The sequence below is a fragment of the Algicola sagamiensis DSM 14643 genome (assembly GCF_000374485.1).
In the GTDB taxonomy this organism is placed as follows: Bacteria; Pseudomonadota; Gammaproteobacteria; order Enterobacterales; family Alteromonadaceae; genus Algicola; species Algicola sagamiensis.
In genome coordinates, this window is sequence record NZ_KB894497.1 from 156,435 (window position 1) to 174,196 (window position 17,762).

Annotated in this window: 15 protein-coding genes; 7 read left to right on the plus strand and 8 right to left on the minus strand. The window is 42.0% G+C overall.

The features are described from left to right. Nucleotides 1–228: 228 nt before the first annotated feature. Entirely contained in the window at nucleotides 229–3,096 is a 2,868-nt protein-coding gene (locus C505_RS0112030; RefSeq protein ID WP_018692861.1) for an insulinase family protein, read from the plus strand. A 96-nt stretch (nucleotides 3,097–3,192) separates the two neighbouring features. Here the strand turns inward: C505_RS0112030 and queF are convergent, their stop codons facing one another. Further along, nucleotides 3,193–4,035 (minus strand): NADPH-dependent 7-cyano-7-deazaguanine reductase QueF, encoded by an 843-nt coding sequence (gene queF, locus C505_RS0112035; RefSeq protein ID WP_018692862.1) that lies wholly within the window; start codon nucleotides 4,033–4,035, stop codon nucleotides 3,193–3,195. 244 nt (nucleotides 4,036–4,279) lie between these two features. Here queF and C505_RS0112040 point away from each other — a divergent pair, with 244 nt between their 5' ends. The 5 genes from C505_RS0112040 (at nucleotide 4,280) to syd (ending at nucleotide 9,995) form a co-directional block, all read left to right on the plus strand. Continuing rightward, a complete protein-coding gene (locus C505_RS0112040) occupies nucleotides 4,280–4,960 on the plus strand; it encodes a response regulator transcription factor (protein WP_018692863.1) in 681 nt (226 codons plus the stop codon). Continuing rightward, nucleotides 4,944–6,245, plus strand: coding sequence for a sensor histidine kinase (locus C505_RS0112045; protein WP_018692864.1), 1,302 nt, complete (start codon nucleotides 4,944–4,946; stop codon nucleotides 6,243–6,245). The genes C505_RS0112040 and C505_RS0112045 overlap by 17 nt, the downstream gene beginning before the upstream one ends. 198 nt (nucleotides 6,246–6,443) lie before the next feature. Continuing rightward, nucleotides 6,444–8,087: an amidohydrolase gene (locus C505_RS0112050; RefSeq protein WP_018692865.1), complete on the plus strand. Its 1,644-nt coding sequence runs from the start codon at nucleotides 6,444–6,446 to the stop codon at nucleotides 8,085–8,087. 443 nt (nucleotides 8,088–8,530) lie between these two features. Next, a complete protein-coding gene (locus C505_RS0112055) occupies nucleotides 8,531–9,292 on the plus strand; it encodes a hypothetical protein (protein ID WP_018692866.1) in 762 nt (253 codons plus the stop codon). A 148-nt stretch (nucleotides 9,293–9,440) separates the two neighbouring features. Beyond that, entirely contained in the window at nucleotides 9,441–9,995 is a 555-nt protein-coding gene (syd, locus tag C505_RS0112060) for a SecY-interacting protein (protein WP_018692867.1), read from the plus strand. On the opposite strand, the gene C505_RS0112065 is transcribed toward syd, so the two are convergent. The 7 genes from C505_RS0112065 to rppH form a co-directional block, all read right to left on the minus strand. Then, nucleotides 9,989–10,762 carry a Zn-ribbon-containing protein gene (locus C505_RS0112065; protein ID WP_018692868.1) on the minus strand — a complete coding sequence of 258 codons (774 nt, stop codon included), beginning with the start codon at nucleotides 10,760–10,762 and terminating at the stop codon, nucleotides 9,989–9,991. The two genes, syd and C505_RS0112065, sit on opposite strands and share 7 nt — an antisense overlap. Nucleotides 10,763–10,858: 96 nt before the next feature. Then, nucleotides 10,859–11,146: a hypothetical protein gene (locus tag C505_RS0112070; RefSeq protein ID WP_018692869.1), complete on the minus strand. Its 288-nt coding sequence runs from the start codon at nucleotides 11,144–11,146 to the stop codon at nucleotides 10,859–10,861. A gap of 117 nt (nucleotides 11,147–11,263) precedes the next feature. Further along, nucleotides 11,264–12,103: a thymidylate synthase gene (locus C505_RS0112075; RefSeq protein WP_018692870.1), complete on the minus strand. Its 840-nt coding sequence runs from the start codon at nucleotides 12,101–12,103 to the stop codon at nucleotides 11,264–11,266. Between the two features lie 17 nt (nucleotides 12,104–12,120). Continuing rightward, the gene (gene lgt / locus C505_RS0112080) at nucleotides 12,121–12,927 is read right to left on the minus strand and encodes a prolipoprotein diacylglyceryl transferase (protein ID WP_018692871.1); all 807 of its coding nucleotides are present in this window, start codon (nucleotides 12,925–12,927) and stop codon (nucleotides 12,121–12,123) included. 9 nt (nucleotides 12,928–12,936) lie between these two features. Further along, nucleotides 12,937–13,734 (minus strand): sulfite exporter TauE/SafE family protein, encoded by a 798-nt coding sequence (locus C505_RS0112085; RefSeq protein ID WP_018692872.1) that lies wholly within the window; start codon nucleotides 13,732–13,734, stop codon nucleotides 12,937–12,939. Between the two features lie 129 nt (nucleotides 13,735–13,863). Then, nucleotides 13,864–16,146 (minus strand): phosphoenolpyruvate--protein phosphotransferase, encoded by a 2,283-nt coding sequence (gene ptsP, locus C505_RS0112090; RefSeq protein WP_018692874.1) that lies wholly within the window; start codon nucleotides 16,144–16,146, stop codon nucleotides 13,864–13,866. Between the two features lie 9 nt (nucleotides 16,147–16,155). Continuing rightward, nucleotides 16,156–16,662 (minus strand): RNA pyrophosphohydrolase, encoded by a 507-nt coding sequence (gene rppH / locus C505_RS0112095; protein ID WP_018692875.1) that lies wholly within the window; start codon nucleotides 16,660–16,662, stop codon nucleotides 16,156–16,158. 397 nt (nucleotides 16,663–17,059) lie between these two features. Here rppH and mutH point away from each other — a divergent pair, with 397 nt between their 5' ends. Then, the gene (gene mutH / locus C505_RS0112100; protein ID WP_018692876.1) at nucleotides 17,060–17,728 is read left to right on the plus strand and encodes a DNA mismatch repair endonuclease MutH; all 669 of its coding nucleotides are present in this window, start codon (nucleotides 17,060–17,062) and stop codon (nucleotides 17,726–17,728) included. Nucleotides 17,729–17,762: the final 34 nt, after the last annotated feature.

Sequence of the window (17,762 nt, forward strand, 5' to 3'; positions counted from 1 at the left end):
CACAAGTCTGACTTTCTGCATGATATGAATGTCGCAATTGAAGCTACATGCATTTAAATGCATCCTACTACGTAAATATTCCAGTCAACGAAGCCCGGCAATGTCGGGCTTTTATTTTTGAAATAGTTTGTAACAAATTTAAAGATGACATCCGTATCGTGGAAATTAGGATGGCGTTAAAGAATTAACTTTCCATGTTGATTTAAAAAGGAACAGGAATAACCCTCTATGAAAAAAATCCATCAAGGCTTTGTATTCAGTGCAATCGCACTTGCGTTACTCGGTGGCTGTCAATCGACACAAACAACACATCAAACCGATCAACTCATTGTCAGCCCGAGTGATCAGCGTGCCTATGATACGGTTGTATTAGAAAATGGAATCGAAGTGATCTTAGTCTCTGATCCATCAGCAGAAAAGTCCGCAGCATCTTTGAGTGTTGGTGTAGGTTTGCTCCATGATCCGAAAGAGCACCAAGGCATGGCTCATTATCTGGAACATATGTTGTTCCTTGGGACGAAGCGTTTTCCTGACTCCAATGAATATAGCGAATTTATGACGCAAAATGGTGGGATGCACAATGCTTATACCTGGTTGGATATCACCAACTATATGTTTAAGGTCAATCCAGATGCTTATAACGAAGCATTAGATCGTTTCTCCGACTTCTTTAAAAACCCACTATTGACGCCAGAGTACACAGATAAAGAAAGAAATGCAGTGAATGCTGAGTGGTCGATGCGCCGAGAAATGGATTTTTTCACCACTTATAAACTTGAACGCTCGATGATGGGTGATCATCCTGCGAACCGTTTTCTGATTGGTAACCTGGAAACCTTGAAAGACACACCAAACAGCAAGTTGCACACCGCGACTGTTAACTTCTTTAATCAGTATTATTCTGCAAACCTGATGAAGTTAGCAATGGTGAGTAATCGCCCACTTTCAGAAATGCGTATGATGGCGAAAAAGCATTTCAGTACGATTCAAAATAAAAATATTGAGAAGCCAACTGTCACAGCGAAGTTGAACTTTGATGAAGTTGGGCAGAAGCAGATCAGTTACCACCCGCATAAAGATGAAAAGCGTCTTCGTTTATCCTTTGTGATTGAAAACAATCAAGCACAGTTTAGAAGTAAACCGAATCATTTTCTTTCCTATCTTATTGGTTCAGAAATGCCGGGCACACCTGCGGCGGTGCTGCGTGAAAAGGGCTGGATCAACAATCTAGTGGCATCAACTTCTCCAGAAGCTTACGGGAATTACGGAACATTTGATATTGATATTGCGCTCACGGACAAGGGGATGAAAAAGCGCGATGAAATCTCCGGTATGATCTTCAATTATCTCGATTTGATCCGAGCAAAAGGGATCGATGAGAAATATTTCAAAGAGATCCAAGTTTCTCTACAAAATAAATTCCGCTTTTTAGAGAAGCAAGATGAGTTTTCCTATGTGAGTCAATTATCTGGGGCAATGCAGGATTACCCAATCAATCATGCGATTGATGCCGGGTTTCGATATGATCACTTTGATGCAAAGGCGGTACAAAAGGTCCTTGATCAGCTGACACCTGAACATTTAAGACTGTGGCATATATCTAAAGAAGAAGAAACGGACCAATCCATGCACTTTTATGATGGTCAATATCAAGTGCGAGACATGGATAAAGCGATGATTGAAAAGTGGCAAAATCAAGCGGCTAAATATGTCTTAAAATTGCCGAATGTGAATAGGTTACTTCCAGAGAATTTCGATCTAAAAACAACGAAAATGGCTGCACAGTCTAAGCCAATGAAGCAATACGACAAAGATGGTATTCAGATTTGGCAACAACCGAGTCAGCTTTTTCCAAATCAACCAAAAGGGAAAACTTGGATTTATTTGAATACAGCACTGGGTGCAAATGATGCGAAAAAGTCAGTCATGCTGCAGCTTTGGCAAGATCTTTATGATAAGCAGCAGGCTGCACTCATTATGGAAGCTGGCATTGCCGGAATGAACATGAGCTTATCATCAGGGAATGGCTTGTTTTTAAGTCTCTCCGGATTTACGGATAAGCAGTCACTGCTTTTATCTGAAGCGTTGAAAGCGTTAAAGCCAAGTCTCTCACCGGAGGCATTCAAGCAAGCTGTTGATACGTATGTTCGAAGTATTAAAAGTTCTGAAGTCGGATTTCCGGTGCAGCAACTTGGGCCGACGATGCGTAAAGTAATGAGTCGTTCAGCATGGCGTAATACAACATTGATCAACGTTGCAGAAAACTTGCAGCAACATGAATTATCGGCGTTTATGGAGCAATTGCTTCAAGAGAATACAATTCGTGTCATGATGTTTGGGAATTATGATCAGTCTGATGTGACGCGTGTAGCGAAACAGATCCAATCGGCATTTCCACACCGCAAGAATACGGCTTACACGAAAACCCAGTATTTGAAGCCACAGAAAGGCGATCGTTTTGTCTTTCAAAAAGAACTGCCTGTGGCAGATCTAGGTATGTTGGACTTGTATATTTCATCAGAGCCTGGCATGAAACAGCGAGCTATCTCGAATGTCCTTTCACGGCACCTTCGTTTAAAGGCATTTGATACGCTAAGAACGGAAGAGCAACTTGGTTACTCCGTAGGCGCATTTGCAACCAAAATGAAAGATCACGCTGCACTGGGGTTATTTATCCAAACGCCAGTGAAAGCGCCAAAAGACATGTTAGCGCGATTTGACCAATTTAAGCGAGAGTATGCACAAATGCTGGATAAGCTTACGGTTGCAGAGTTCGAAAAAATCAAAGCAAGTACACTGGTTGCTTTACGAGAAAAACCGAAGAACCTATCAGAAGAAGCTGGAGAGCTTTATTCTGATTGGATACAAGAAAAATGGACATTCGATACACTTGAGCAGATGATTAACGAAACAGAGAAAGTAACATTGCAGGATATTCGTACTTTCTACCATCAAATGATGCTCAACCCGGAAACACCGCGCTTAAATCTTCAGTTAAAAGGGCAAAAGTTTAAAGATGCACCTTTTGCTGAAATTGATGGCCAACAGGTGATTGAAGACTTAGCATTGTTCCATCAGAAAATGAAATTACAGTAGACACTTCGTTTAAAAGCAATCCAGTTCTAAAGTGGCGCTGGATTGCTTTTTTAGCCCCGTAACAGCGGGGATTTTCTATAGGTCAGCAGGCTCTGATTACTGACGGTTCGTTCTGATATTTGGCGCTGATTTGTCAGTATTGGTTCTGTACGGGTTGATATCCAGCCCACCACGACGCGTATAGCGAGCAAAAACACTGAGCTCAGTGGGGTGACAGAATTTCATAATGTCTGTGAAAATTCGCTCGACGCACTGTTCATGGAACTCATTGTGCTGACGGAAAGAAATCAAATAACGAAGTAATGCCTCTCGATTGATTTGAGGGCCTTTGTACACAATGATGACACTGCCCCAGTCTGGTTGGCTTGTGATCAGGCAGTTCGATTTCAACAAATGGCTATGGAGCGTTTCTTCGACAGTTATTTCTGCAGCTGCATTTTCCAAATAATTGGGTTGAAATTCGTAATCTTCGATGGAGATATCAAGCTCGTCAATACTTTCACCTGGTAGTGGTGTAAAGGTAAAAGGATCAAGATCATTCGGTCCAAATATTTCAACCTGCACTGGTGCTTTGGCGATGTTGCTTAAATCAGCTGCAATTGTTTGTTGGACTTGTTCATGGGAGTCGAATTTTGTCTGATTAAAGCTATTGAGATATAACTTGAAGCTCTTGGACTCAATGAGACACTCGCTATCGAATGGAATTGAAAACTTTGCTAGCGCGACTATCGGCTTGCCATTCGCATTGAGCCAGCTGAGTTCGTAGCCCGTCCAAATATCTTCACCATGAAATGGCAGAGTATTGCCAAGCTCAAGATCATCGCGATTCAGTGAACGTGGCACACCGTGTAACAAAGATGGATCATATTCAGATTTATACTCAGTGGTTTTCCCCAGTGGGACAGAAGCCAGTGCTGGTGAGTCAGCATATTTAGTCATAATTTTTCCCTGTTTTTGCCAAAAGCATCGGTATTTTAATGGATTTGGCTCCAAAGACAATCATTCGTCCAGTGTCTTGTCGATTTGCTGTGATATTTCATCATAACTCGTACAGTCATTAATGATTTTTCTAATCCTTTAGTTAGGTATTAACAAACTTTTGTTACTGTTCAGCCACCAGATCCATTCTATTATTAGGAATTACCACATAAATCACTTAGATAGCGCTGATGGATATAACGAAATGCTTGTTCTGCTGGTAGAAGATGATATTGATTTGGCTGAACTCGTTTTTGAATATTTGGAGTCTGAATCCATAGAATGTGATTTGGCATTTAATGGTGTGATGGGGCTGGAGCTGGTTAATCAAAATCAATACGATGTGATTGTCATGGATATTATGATGCCTCGTATGGATGGTTTGACTTTATGTGCCAGGATCAGGAATTCAGGTGTTTCAACACCTTGCCTGATGTTGACCTCTCGAGACACGCTCGATGATAAATTGTCAGGATTTGAGCAAGGTGCTGATGACTATATGGTCAAGCCATTTGAACTGCAGGAATTGGTTGCACGGGTTCGGGCGCTTTCGCGGCGTCATTCTAATCCAGCGAGCTTGCTACAAGTGGCAGATCTCACTTTAAATACAACCACGCACCAAGCGGCTCGAAAGAATCGTCAACTATCACTCAGTCCCATCGAGTGGAAAATACTTGAATATCTGATGCGGGAAAGCCCAAAAGTTGTATCCAGAGAACAGCTGGAAGCACTAATCTGGGGTGATGAACCGCCTTCAAAAGATGCCTTGAAAACACAAATCTACCGTTTACGACAGATTGTTGATGGGGATCATCAACAGCCACTATTACACACCATTCGTGGGACAGGCATTACACTGAGAAAAAATGATGAAAACAACAGTTAGTATCGGCCGGTATATTGGTATTCAAATCGCAATTATCATTGTTGTTCTCATCATCATATATTCATTGAAGATAAACCAGGTTTATCATTGGGGGATCTACGATACCACTCACTATTTTTTAAGTTTGGAGGGTGACAAAGTACTTGAGTCGATACAGTTAACCGGTAAATTGCCCCCTGAACCAAATCCGTATATCCACTATTTTCATGACATATCAGATTTGCCTGATTTTTTGCTCTCTCGATTTCCAACAGCTCAACATCAAGATGGTGAGTTATTATCGTATGAAACACTGGATATGGCGGTGTATTTATTGCCCTATGAAAACCCGGACACTGGCCGTTTGTTCTATGTTTCACATACCTATCAGGGGAGTGAAGACGACTATAGTGGTGGGATAGACATTTCAGAATTGTTATTTCTTTTGGCACTTGGCACATTCGTGATTGTTGCTTTACTCGTGAAAAACATCGCTTGGTCAATTATTACGCCTGTTCGACTACTCGAAACATGGGCGACATCCATCACACCCGATGAGAAAGAGCGTGGATTACTAACACCTGCGCAACTCAAGTTTACAGAGTTGCATGCAGTTGCAGAGCGTTTGAATACGTCTGTTGTCACGATTGAGCACCATAATCAGCGAGAGAAAAACTTCTTAAGAACCTTGAGCCACGAATTAGGCACACCTTTGGCAATTGTGAAAGCGGCGTTGGAGTTGTTTGATAAAAAGTCGGACAAGTTGGATGAAGGAGACCGCAAAAAGCTTGATCGGATAAGACGTGCCAACAATAACATGCAATCAACAACAGAGTGTCTATTGTGGTTGTGGAAAGGAAAAGAAAAAGCTCTACCCAAAGAGGAGGTATATCTTCATTCGTTCGTTCAGGATGTCATTGCAGTAAATGCATATCTTTTGCAAAGAAAATCTGTTGATGTTTTGGTCGATATTCCGGAGGAACTGGTATTCCGAACCGAAAGAAAGTTGCTTGAAATGGTTGTCACGAATCTGATTCGAAATGCTTTCCAATATACGGAACAAGGGCGTATTCAAGTAGCGGCTGAATTTCAACAGATAACGGTCAACAACCCTCTGCTTGTATATGTTTCTGAAAAAGGTTTGATCTCACCTAGTTCGGTCATGCCAGGTCATGAAGAGAGTAATTATGGTTATGGCGTCGGATTATATCTCGTGGAAAACTTATGTGCTCATCAGGGATGGACAATGGATATTCATCGCACTGAACAGTTATTTTCTGTATCGATTATTCTTGAACTGAGTTGACTGTTACCTTCGTGTTACCTGGGTTTTGCTAAATTACTTGCGACTTTCAAGGGCGACTGTAGACCGCCCCAAAATCCCAACCAAGTAGTAGAGTGCAAAACGATGATGAGATACACGTCTAACAACATCAAGAAATTTCTTTATATCAAACTGATAAGTACTATCGCATTGATATGCGTCGTACTGAGTGGCTGTAATATGAATCGACATTCAGCAGATTTCGTATTCTCCAATGCCAAGGTGTACACAGCCAATCCCAAACAACCATTCGCAGAGTCTATTGCTGTAAAAGATGGAAAAATTGTGGCCGTAGGCCGTTATGATGACATGAAAGACTGGGTCAGTGGCCAAACTGAAGTGGTTGATATGAAGGGGCAACAAGTACTGCCAGGATTTATTGATAATCATAATCATATTTTTGAGGCAGATTCAGAAGCTGGAGGTAACTGCGAGTTGTCGCCAGTTGTGACACCATCTGAACAGGTTCCATACCTGCAAGAGTGCTTGAAAAATTCATTGCCTGATGAATGGGTGATTGGTTGGGGACATACGATCGACTTTATCTTGAGTGAAGAAGAAAATACGCCACTTGAAGTCATTGATAGTATTTTTCATGACCGTCCTATCATTATCATGGAGCAAACATCCCATTCGATGTGGGTCAATTCTGTTGCTTTAGCGCTGGCAAACATTACAGAAGATACCGCTGACCCACAAGGTGGAAAAATTATGAAAGACCCTGAGACAGGCAAGCTGCTGGGTATTCTAGTCGATAACGCGGGTGATATGGTGATGGAGCTGGCGTGGAACAGCCTAAATCAGAAGTTTTCTCAAAGTTATAATGGACTCATCAATGGCCTTTATGAAACCGCACAAAACGGGATCACGACCGTTGGCGATGGTCGAATGTACTGGAAACGAGGTTGGTACGATGTATGGAAAGCTGCCCAAGCGAATGGAAAGTTGACTGCACGCGTTTCCTTACGTCCTTGGATCTATCCGCATATCAATCAGGCCGAACAGCTGAGCTACTTAAAACGTATTCAAAGCGGTGATAAAGACGCTTTACTGATTGTCGATCAGGTCAAAATGTACAGTGATGGGATCATCAATAATGGTACCGCAAAGACACTAGCGCCTTATACATTAACTTATTTTCCTGAATCGCCTTATGGGGTGAACTATATTCCATCAAAGCAAATGGCAAAATGGCTGAAATCACTGGATAAGATTGGGTATGGTGCTCATATTCACGCAATCGGTGACGGAGGCGTTCGGGATAGTTTGGATGCAATAGATGTAGCAAGAAAGTCTGGTTCTAAACAGCGTTACAATATGACGCATTTAGAAATGGTAAATAGAGAAGACTTGCCGCGCTTCAGGGAGTTGGATATTGATGCTGATTTTCAGGTGGGCTTCGAGTATCTGGGCAATGCAGATCATCATTGGGCCATTCCATACATTGGAGAAAAGCGTGCTGAGCAGTTGATCCCTTTGAAAGAGGTGTATGATACAGGTGCAAATGTGACCTTGAGCAGTGATTGGAATGTCAATCCTTTGAATCCGTTGGTTGGTATCGCGAATGCTGTCAATTTAAAGGGTAAAGGATTACCAAATGTTCGTGCTGCGGTTGATGCATATACCTTTAATGCAGCCAGAGCATTAGGGTTGGAGTCGGTGACTGGATCAATAGAAGTTGGGAAATCAGCGGACTTCGTTGTTCTGGATCGTGAAATTATGAATCAAACGCCTCAAATTATCAGTCAAGCTAGGGTAATAAGGACGATATTACAAGGAGAGAATGTTTATATTCAAGAGTGTAATCCTTCTGAGAAACCATAGTGAGACAGGAGATAGCGTATAAATAAGCTGTTGTTTTTATATCCAGCATACCTAGGATTGGCCAATCGGCCCGCTTTTACAGCCGCGACGTAAGAGAGGGGCCTTTTCATGAACCTGCTTGTTGCCAGCTCTTGGCATTTAGTCGCAAATTACTTTCCTTATTTACAGGGATTGTATTGTATTTCAATGGTTTAGATTGGTAGGCTTAGTTATAAAGTTAGTAAAACTAACACTATTTATGCCCTGTTTGTTTTTCATTCAATATTATGCTCGCCAGTTAAATCGAAGTGAATGATACAAATGTTTTTAACAAGGAAAAATAATTTTGCAAAAAAGTTAGCAAACCTAACCTTTGTTCATCTTCTGTTCAGTGTTATCTCATTACAATTCCCCGCAGTTATTTCGAAGTTAGATTTACTCATACGTAGTACTGGAGTTTAAGTATGTTTACCAAACAAACAAAAGCATTATTTTTGATGGCCCCTGTTGCACTCGCGATTGTCGGATGTAGTGATGAAGAAACAAGCACTGCTGATGTAAAGGATTCTGCTTATTGGGCTGATATCCAAGTGAACTCAAATGGAGATAAAAATAGCAGCACTGTAAAAGCTGACTTAAAGGTCAGTGGTCCAACAGGAAATAGCCTGAAATTACAGAAAGGCGAGAAAATAGAAGTAAGAGCTGGTGGTCTTTCAAAAGAGCTTAAATACGATAAAGATTTTCTTGGTAGCGATTATGAAACCGCAATTGGTATTGATGAAACGGGGACTGAATTTGATGTTCGCTTTTATCCTCTCGGGAAAAAACCGTTCATCTCAACAGTAAAAATGCCAGAGAAGTACGCGATTTCTGCACCAAAACAAGGTGCTGTTTTCAAAAGCAATGAAATGGTTCAAGTACTTTGGGATAAGCCAACTCAAAAATCTACGCGCTTTAAATTGGACGCTACATATCAATGCACACCAAAAGATGGTCAAACAAAGTTTTCTTATGTTTATGACCTGAGTAAAGATACAGGCTCATATACATTTGATTTAGCAAAAGCAGAGCAACTAAAAGCGAGCGATATTGACCGTTCAAAGCCTTGCTATCTTGAAGCAGTGTTGAAAAGAACTAACACAGGAGAACTTTCGAAAGAATACGGTAAAGGTGGAAAGATCGAAGCTCATCAAACACGTAAAGTTAAAGTTCAAATCAATTTCTAAGCTGCATTTGCTGATTGAATTCTAATAATAAAGTTCATATCACACACCGATATCACCTGGGAGAGCATTGCTCTCCCTTTTTTATTTGAGTCGGGTGGGTATTTTCATAGATAATGCAGCGCATGATTGAATAATGAGAATATTCCCCATGAAAAATACATTCATGCAGGCGTGGGAAGCGTGGCTTGAGCGCTTTGTTACACAGCACGAGAAAGAGTACAATCGTTTGCCAGTGACATGTTCAGATGATGAATGGCCATCACCGTGTGACCAGGGAAAATCAGATGACGATGAAATTTTCTGGAGGCCAGTGCCACAACCTCATGAACATCATTTTGAAAATGTTGAAGAAGCTTTGGAAATGCAACTCAATGAACAATTGAAATGGTTTTATACAAGTTTTTATGCAGAACCCTTAACAGCGAAGCACCCAAGAGGAGACTTACAACTGCTGTTACCGTGGAATGAAGCAGACTTTAAACGATTGCAAGAAAATCTCATTGCACATGTCCTGATGAAGCGCCGCCTCAAACAAAGAGAAACTCTGTTTATTGCCACAACGGATGAAGACGACTGGATGATCTCCATTCTTAATGAAACAGGTGAAGTCGTGCTAGAACGCGTAGGGAAGGAGCCACAAGAAGTGCTGGCCCCAGATTTACTTTCTTTTTTTTCGCACATCACACCCGTTGCGGCTTACTGATGATCCCAAGATAGATTGGATACAATTCGGCATGTTTCACAAATAAAATCAAAGATGCCATGCAGCGGTTCGGGTTGTTTCCATTCTCCCTGACATTTTGGGCAATACCGTTCTTCTTCGCCTTTCTTTGATTCGCCGCCGATCCGATATAAATAGTAATAGACAGGGACTTTTGTCAAATACTGCAGTCGCTTACATAAATCAGTTCCTCTGCGGAATAAGTCGCTTTGAATACTACTCAGTTCATGAATGGCAGCATGTTGTATATTGAGGGCACCATTCATCTGAAGCTGATCGCAGGCCACATAGTCTTCTTGCCATTTGATGATTTGCTTTTGGTCTCCGTTGGCAATAGCGGGTAATTTGTATAGCGGAACTGGCTCGAAGTGATCGTAACAACGGATTGGGGAGCATGTACTGATATAGTTCGTAAAGAGAATAAACCCCGAAAATGTTTGGCAACGATCGCTTTGATCAGACAACAGATCTCGACCGATGAGCTGGACTTTTGGCTGTAAGACACCACTCTCGTTCAATTGCTTCTTTGCAAATTGAACAATTAGACTGTCGTAGAGAGGAGAAAGTGCGTCTTCTTCTGGGCACATGACATGCGCCGTAAAAATAGCGCCTTCCTGATTGACTGGGATCTCCCTGCCAATGACTTGTCCACTATTGCGAAGGGATTCGATATAGTTCTGAATGGCTGACATGACGCGATCAAGTGTTGAGTCTTCATAGCATTCAAAAATGAGATTGGCTGAAAACATTTGAGAATTTAAAGTCCTGTTTATTTTTCATCAAGGTTGCTACTGACGGCTTGTTTTCAGCAGTTGCAGCATATAGTTGTGAAAGGTCTTCGGATCCTAGTTTTTTGTTTTGAGTTGCTGTTTCAAGTGAGCAACTTCATCTTCGAGATGTTCAATGCGCTCAATGAGCGTATAAATTGTCTCTTCCAATGACAGTTGCGGGCAATCTTGGCTCGGTTCATCATGTTGTAGCACTTTCGATGGGTCTAATTTCGCTTGTTGGATTGTGCGAATGATTTCTTTCATTGGAACTTTGAGTGAGAGCTTTGCTTTGACAAGCGCAACCGTAGGCCGTTTACCTTCTGCCTGCAACTGTTTACAGATTTTGATGATTTCTGGGTGCATCGACTTCAGTTATTTTGATTCTTTTACTGAATTATACGAAATATGTTTAGGTAAGGTAAATGTTATCAACAATTTTTTGCTACTTGCCTTTTCGTCGACAAGTAGCAATAAGAAGGCCTAAACTGCAATGGGGGCTCTGATCACAGGATCTGGATCATAGCCAACAAATTCAAAATCCTCGAATACATAATCAAACAGTGATTCAGGCTTTCGTTTGATCATAAGCTTTGGTAGCTCTTTTGGCTGACGTCTGAGTTGTTCAAAGACAATGTCGTCAGTGAGGTGATTTTGGTAAAGGTGTAAATCGCCAAATGAGTGGACAAACTCTCCAACTTCCAAGTCACACTGCTCTGCAATCATATGGGTGAGTAAGCTATAAGAAGCAATGTTGAAAGGTACACCAAGGAAGAGATCGGCAGAACGTTGATATAACTGACACGAAAGCTTTCCCTCTGCGACATAGAACTGGAACAAGCAATGACAAGGTGCCAGCGCCATTCTATCTTGTTGAACATTTTCCTGTGGGGACATGTTCTCGTCAGGTAAATCTGCCGGGTTCCATGCTGTGAGGATTAAGCGCCTGGAGTTTGGCTTTTCTTTGATCTGCTGAATCAGTTCTTTGAGTTGATCAATGGTATCCCCATTTGGTGCTGGCCAAGAACGCCACTGTTTCCCATAAACTGGCCCTAATTCTCCTTCTTCGGTCGCCCATTCATTCCAGATAGAAACGCCATTGTCTTTGAGATACTGAATATTGGTATCTCCCTGAATAAACCACAGTAATTCATGAACAATGCTCTTTAAATGCAACTTCTTGGTGGTCATCAGGGGAAAACCTTTTGCTAAATCAAAGCGGATCTGACGACCAAAGACAGAACGTGTACCAGTTCCCGTTCTGTCTCCCTTATCTGTGCCGTTCTCGACGACATCCTGTAATAAATCTAAGTACGTTTTCATGATGTTCTCAAAGAGGTTTATGCTGTTTTTGCATGCCTGGATTGACTGGTATAGGCCCAAATCATCAGCCCTGCACCGCAAATAATCATCGGTGTCGACAAGATTTGTCCCATAGAAATAAAGTCACCAAAAAGACCTAAGTGTGCGTCAGGCTCACGGAAGTATTCAACGATAAATCGGAATGTACCGTATCCGAGCAGGAAAAGGCCGCCGACACTACCTGCGGGGCGAGGGTGACGACTAAATGTATAAACGATGATGAATAAGACCAAGCCTTCTAGTGCTGCTTCATAGAGCTGAGATGGATGACGAGGAAGTGCGCCACCCGTTGGGAAAACCATTGCCCATGGTACATCTGTTGTTCTGCCCCATAGCTCACCATTGATGAAGTTACCAATCCGTCCAACACCTAAGCCAATCGGGACAAGCGGTGCACCAAAGTCACCTACAGATAAAATCGACTTTTTGTTCTTTACAGCAAAGTAAATAATAGCGGTGATGACACCTAATAAGCCACCATGGAAAGACATGCCGCCAGTCCAAATCTTGAACAAATAAATCGGGTCTTCTAAAAATAAATTGAACTGGTAGAAAAAGACGTAGCCGATACGGCCACCAAGTACGACTCCTAAAAAGCCAAAAAACAGGAGGTCAGAGACTTGGTCCCGAGTCCACTCACCATTGGAGCGATCCGCTGCTCGGTTTGCTAACCAAAGCGCTGCAATAAAGCCAATGACGTACATCAACCCATACCAGCGCACACTCAAAGGGCCAATACTAAAAATAATCGGATCAATTTCCGGAAACGTTAAGAATTCTTTCATAAATGTTCCTTATAGAACCATTCGCCCTGCTGCCAGGATCAATAATACTGCAAATACCTTTTTCAATGTATTTACAGGTAATTTTGTTGAAAGTGCTGCTCCAAAAGGAGCAAATGTTGCTGTCGCGAGTGCAAATGCAATGAATGCAGGGAGAAAGACATACCCGACAAATCCCGCTTCAAAAGAAAACTTGCCCCAACCTGAGATGATATAGCCAGTTGAAGCAAAACTGGCGACAAATGCACCACAAACCGCACTGGTTCCAATTGCTTTGCGTAATTCTAACCCAAAGAAATTCAGTAATGGTGTGAGAATTGCGCCTCCACCAATGCCAAGCAAGCTTGAAAAACTCCCAACGCCCATGGAAATAAAGCTGAGGCCCAAACGACCTGGGAGCTGTCGCTCATTCTTTTTTGAGCTATGAGCGGAGAGGAGCATCCGAATGGATAACAACGTCACGAATGCAGCGAATGCCCAGCGGATAATATGTTCAGGAATGAAAGATGCCAGTAAACTTGCCGTTAATGCACCAAGCCCAAATCCAGCAATCATCATCGGAACCATATTCCATGGAATATTGCCACGCCGATGGTGTGCTGTTGCAGAGGAAATTGAGCCAAAGACGATCGCGGAGAGCGATGTCGCAACAGAGACAATCATCAACTGTGTCGTTGGAATTTCAGTATATTGGGAAAGTAGCCAATACAGAGTCGGAACCATCACAACGCCGCCACCAATCCCCAACATCCCACTTAATACGCCAGCGATTGCACCAACGCTAAGACAGATGAAGAAGGTAATGAGCAAAATATTTCCTGATGATATTGGAAAACAGATGGGCAATTCTAACAGCCTGTGGAATAGAAATTAAGAGGAAAATTGGTGGAGCACTTATTTTTGTAGAGATTGTGATCTTGTGTGAGTGATGAAGGGTCTTTAGCGGCCAGCACGGATCAAAGCATCGAGTCCTTGTTGATACATAAATGAATTCACTAGGCTTCTGATTTGCTTTGTGCTTTCTTGTTGAAGGCAGTCTTCAGCCATCGTATTGAGATCAGATTGATTCACTCTTCTAAGTGCCCATTTCACACGGGCAATATGACAGGCATTCATACTGAAATGCTGATATCCCATACCTGCTAAAAGCAGAGTGCCCGAAGGTTCTCCAGCCAGTTCACCACAGACCTGAATAGGAATTTGATGAGCCTGAGTGAGCTGAATAATTTGCTGAAATGCTCTGATGACTGCTGGATGAAGAGAATTATACAGTGACGCGACACGTGCGTTGTTACGATCTACAGCCAAAATATATTGGGTTAGGTCATTACTCCCTACAGAGATAAAATCGACACGGCTTGCCAGTTCAGGAATAAACCAAATCATAGAAGGAACTTCTAACATGACGCCAAATTTTGGACGGGGTGGTTTATTCTGGTTTCCAAGCTCATCACATACTTCGAAGTAGGCTTGTTGCATGAGTCGTTTAGACTCATCGACTTCTTTAAGATCGGAGACCATGGGGATTAAAATATGTAAATTGCTTTTTCCAAGAGAAGCCTTGATCATGGCACGAACCTGTAGCAGGAATATTTCTGGGTGATCCAGTGTCATTCTGATCCCTCGCCACCCTAAAAAAGGATTACTTTCTTCGGTTTTAAAGTAGGGGAGGGGTTTATCGCCACCGACATCCAGCATTCTCATAATCACGGGCTTATTCTGGAAGTCACTTAAGACCTTCTCATATATGGCAACTTGTTTCGTTTCGGAAGGGAATGACTCGCTCAGGATAAATGGGATTTCTGTTCGATAAAGGCCAATACCATCGACCATATTCTGATCGAGCAGCTCGCTTTCAATACTCAAGCCTGCATTTAAATGAATGGTATATAGTGCACCATCTTTTGTTCTACATTCTTGTAATACTTCTTTGATTGCCTCCTGATTTAACTCATTTTCTTCGCTTTCCAGTTGTTTATAGTCAGCTAAAACAGTTTCTTGTGGGCTGATGATGAGGTGACCATCATAGCCATCAACAATCAGGTTAACTTGGGTCAGCTGTTCTTCAGAAACTTTTTCTAGAGCAACGATGGCGGGTACACCCAATGCTCTGGCAATAATCGCGGTATGAGAGTTAATTGAACCATTAAATGAGACAATCGCCTTTAAGTGCTCTTTGGGGACTTGAGTGAGCATAAAAGGCGTGACTTCTTGAGCAATCAAAATGGTTGCTTCGTTGAGAAGTTTGGGTTTTTGTATATCGTTGAAAAATAGCTTTTGTAGAATCCGTTGACCGAGCTCCCGAATATCCGATGCTCGTTCTCGGATATAGTCATCTTCCATCGCATCGAATTGGGCGATGTAGCTTTCGATTGTGAGTTTGAGTGCGCTTTCTGCATTCCAACCTTTTTTGATTTTGCTGGTCATTTCTTCCGTTAAATTCGGACTCTCCAGCATCTGAAGATAAAAGTCGAAAATAGCGAGCGCTTCTTTGGGTAAATGACTCGACATTTGCTCGCAGGTTTTTCGAAAGTCCTCCTCAACGGAGTGCAGCGCTTGCTGTAAAATAGTGATTTCCCGCTCACTTTGATATGTCTTTTTGGGAAAAACCTTATCAAATGAAGCAACTGGACCTAAGTAAGCACCTTTACCTATCGCAACACCTGGGGCGGCTGGGATCCCCTTTAAGCGTTTTAAACGTTGAGATTGAAACCCCCGTGTGCTTTTTGATGAAAGGTAACTGGCGAGTTTTGCTCTTGATAAGACTGCGCCTAATTGTGCACAAAGAGTGACGAGAAATGCTTCCTCATTTTCAGGGAATAACTCGTCGTTTGTACTTCGAATAGTCAGAATACCAATCACATGACGTTCATGAAGTATCGGGACACCAAGAAATGCTTTGAACCGCTCTTCGCGTACTTGAGGCATATATTTGAAACGAGGGTGTGTTGCAGAGTTCGCGATATTAATCGGTTCTTCACGTTGGCCAACTAAACCAACAAGTCCTTCAGAAAAAGGGATGCAGGTCTTTCGAACTGCATCCTGAGAGAGGCCGTCAGTCGCCATGAGTATAAAATGTTGCTCTTCTTCATTTGCTAGATAGATGGAGCAGCACTCGGTACTCAAAGATGTTTTCACTTGCTTGACCAAGCGAGATAAAGCTTCAGCTAGGTCCGGCTCGCGTGATACATCTTGTACGATCCGATTGAATGTGGTTAGCATTTTGTCAGCCTATCGTCTCCTCTTTCGATTCTCTCTGCGTTGAAACGGCAAAGCGATCGGGGCAAACTCTTTCATGACTTTACGGTATACATCCTTTTTAAATGAAACGACTTGACGTACTGGGTACCAGTAGCTGACCCAGCGCCAATCATCAAATTCAGGATGCGATGAACGAAGCAAATCTATTTGCTCATCTTTGCATTTTACCTTTAACAAAAACCACTTTTGTTTTTGGCCAATACAGACAGGGTGGCTGTCCCTGCGAATGAGCCGGTTTGGTAAACGATACTTCAACCATTGCTTAGTAATACCAATGATTTCAACATCTTGACGACTTAAACCTACTTCTTCGTCCAATTCTCGATACATGGCCTCTTCAGGTGTTTCACCTTCATGGATCCCGCCTTGAGGAAACTGCCATGAGTGTTGTCCATAACGTCTTGCCCAAAATACCTGTCCTTGAGAGTTACAGATCACTATGCCGACGTTCGCTCGGAAACCTTCGGCATCAATCACATCGACTCCACGTCATAAAATTTGAAACTAATTTGATTCTTTCACAAATATCCGCTTTCTTGCAACTTATCCTAAGAAAAATTCTCCTTGCTAAGACTGGGAATATTAATAATTAATCACAAATGAATTTGTTTATTCACACATTCTGTGGATAACTTTGTAAATAAACGCCTGTTTAGCTTTAATAACTCACATTCTTAAAAATGAAAAGTTGATTGGTTTATTGTGTTTTTCTTTAAAAACAACTGTTTACTGTCATTTTCTATTTTGGTAAAACTTCAAGAGTTTCTTGCGTGTTTTTTTTAATCATACTTTTGGTCTTAGGCTGAATTTTAAGTGAATTGACTAAAACAGGTTTGATACAATGCCACCTTGATTTTCAAGGTGAGTAGATGCATTGAATCGACCAGAGTCAGAAGAAACCCTTCTTGAGAGGGCAAATATACTTGCAGGTCTTAAGCTTAGAGAGCTGGCTAACCAATATGCTGTAGCGATGCCTGATAATTTAAAGCGAGAAAAAGGCTGGGTTGGGCAATTTATTGAGATGGTACTTGGTGCTGAAGCTGGATCAAAACCTATTCCTGACTTTCCTCACTTAGGGATTGAATTAAAAACCTTGCCGATTTCACTCGCTGGATATCCACTGGAAACGACATTTGTTTGCACTGCACCATTAACAGGAATTACAGGAAGTACCTGGGAAACATCTCTGGTCAAGTCGAAGCTCAATCGTGTTCTTTGGATCCCGGTTGTTGCTGAGCGATCCATACCATTAGAAGAGCGTATCATCGCAAGCCCAATGCTATGGTCCCCCAATGCTGAAGAAGAAATGATCTTAAGACATGATTGGGAAGAGTTGATGGATATGATAGCACTTGGTTATGTTGAACAAGTGTCAGCAAAGTATGGGGTAGCACTACAGATCCGTCCGAAAGCAGCGAATAGCAAAGCATTAACAGAAGCATTCAATGCAGAAGGAGAGCCATTTTTAACCCTACCACGAGGTTTTTATCTCAAAAAGCAGTTCACAGGCGCTATCCTACAGCGTTATTTTTCAGGAGGTTAACGCTTTGCCTTTTCTTTTCAGCCATATTTGCTGA

What these genes read in the sequence shown, in the direction of transcription:
- C505_RS0112055 (WP_018692866.1), top strand. Translation starts at nt 8,531, where the DNA reads ATGTTTACCAAACAAACAAAAGCATTATTTTTGATGGCCCCTGTTGCA.
- C505_RS0112045 (WP_018692864.1), top strand. Translation starts at nt 4,944, where the DNA reads ATGAAAACAACAGTTAGTATCGGCCGGTATATTGGTATTCAAATCGCA.
- C505_RS0112030 (WP_018692861.1), top strand. Translation starts at nt 229, where the DNA reads ATGAAAAAAATCCATCAAGGCTTTGTATTCAGTGCAATCGCACTTGCG.
- queF (WP_018692862.1), bottom strand. Translation starts at nt 4,035, where the DNA reads ATGACTAAATATGCTGACTCACCAGCACTGGCTTCTGTCCCACTGGGG.
- C505_RS0112040 (WP_018692863.1), top strand. Translation starts at nt 4,280, where the DNA reads ATGCTTGTTCTGCTGGTAGAAGATGATATTGATTTGGCTGAACTCGTT.
- C505_RS0112050 (WP_018692865.1), top strand. Translation starts at nt 6,444, where the DNA reads ATGAATCGACATTCAGCAGATTTCGTATTCTCCAATGCCAAGGTGTAC.
- C505_RS0112075 (WP_018692870.1), bottom strand. Translation starts at nt 12,103, where the DNA reads ATGAAAACGTACTTAGATTTATTACAGGATGTCGTCGAGAACGGCACA.
- C505_RS0112065 (WP_018692868.1), bottom strand. Translation starts at nt 10,762, where the DNA reads ATGTTTTCAGCCAATCTCATTTTTGAATGCTATGAAGACTCAACACTT.
- ptsP (WP_018692874.1), bottom strand. Translation starts at nt 16,146, where the DNA reads ATGCTAACCACATTCAATCGGATCGTACAAGATGTATCACGCGAGCCG.
- syd (WP_018692867.1), top strand. Translation starts at nt 9,441, where the DNA reads ATGAAAAATACATTCATGCAGGCGTGGGAAGCGTGGCTTGAGCGCTTT.
- C505_RS0112070 (WP_018692869.1), bottom strand. Translation starts at nt 11,146, where the DNA reads ATGCACCCAGAAATCATCAAAATCTGTAAACAGTTGCAGGCAGAAGGT.
- lgt (WP_018692871.1), bottom strand. Translation starts at nt 12,927, where the DNA reads ATGAAAGAATTCTTAACGTTTCCGGAAATTGATCCGATTATTTTTAGT.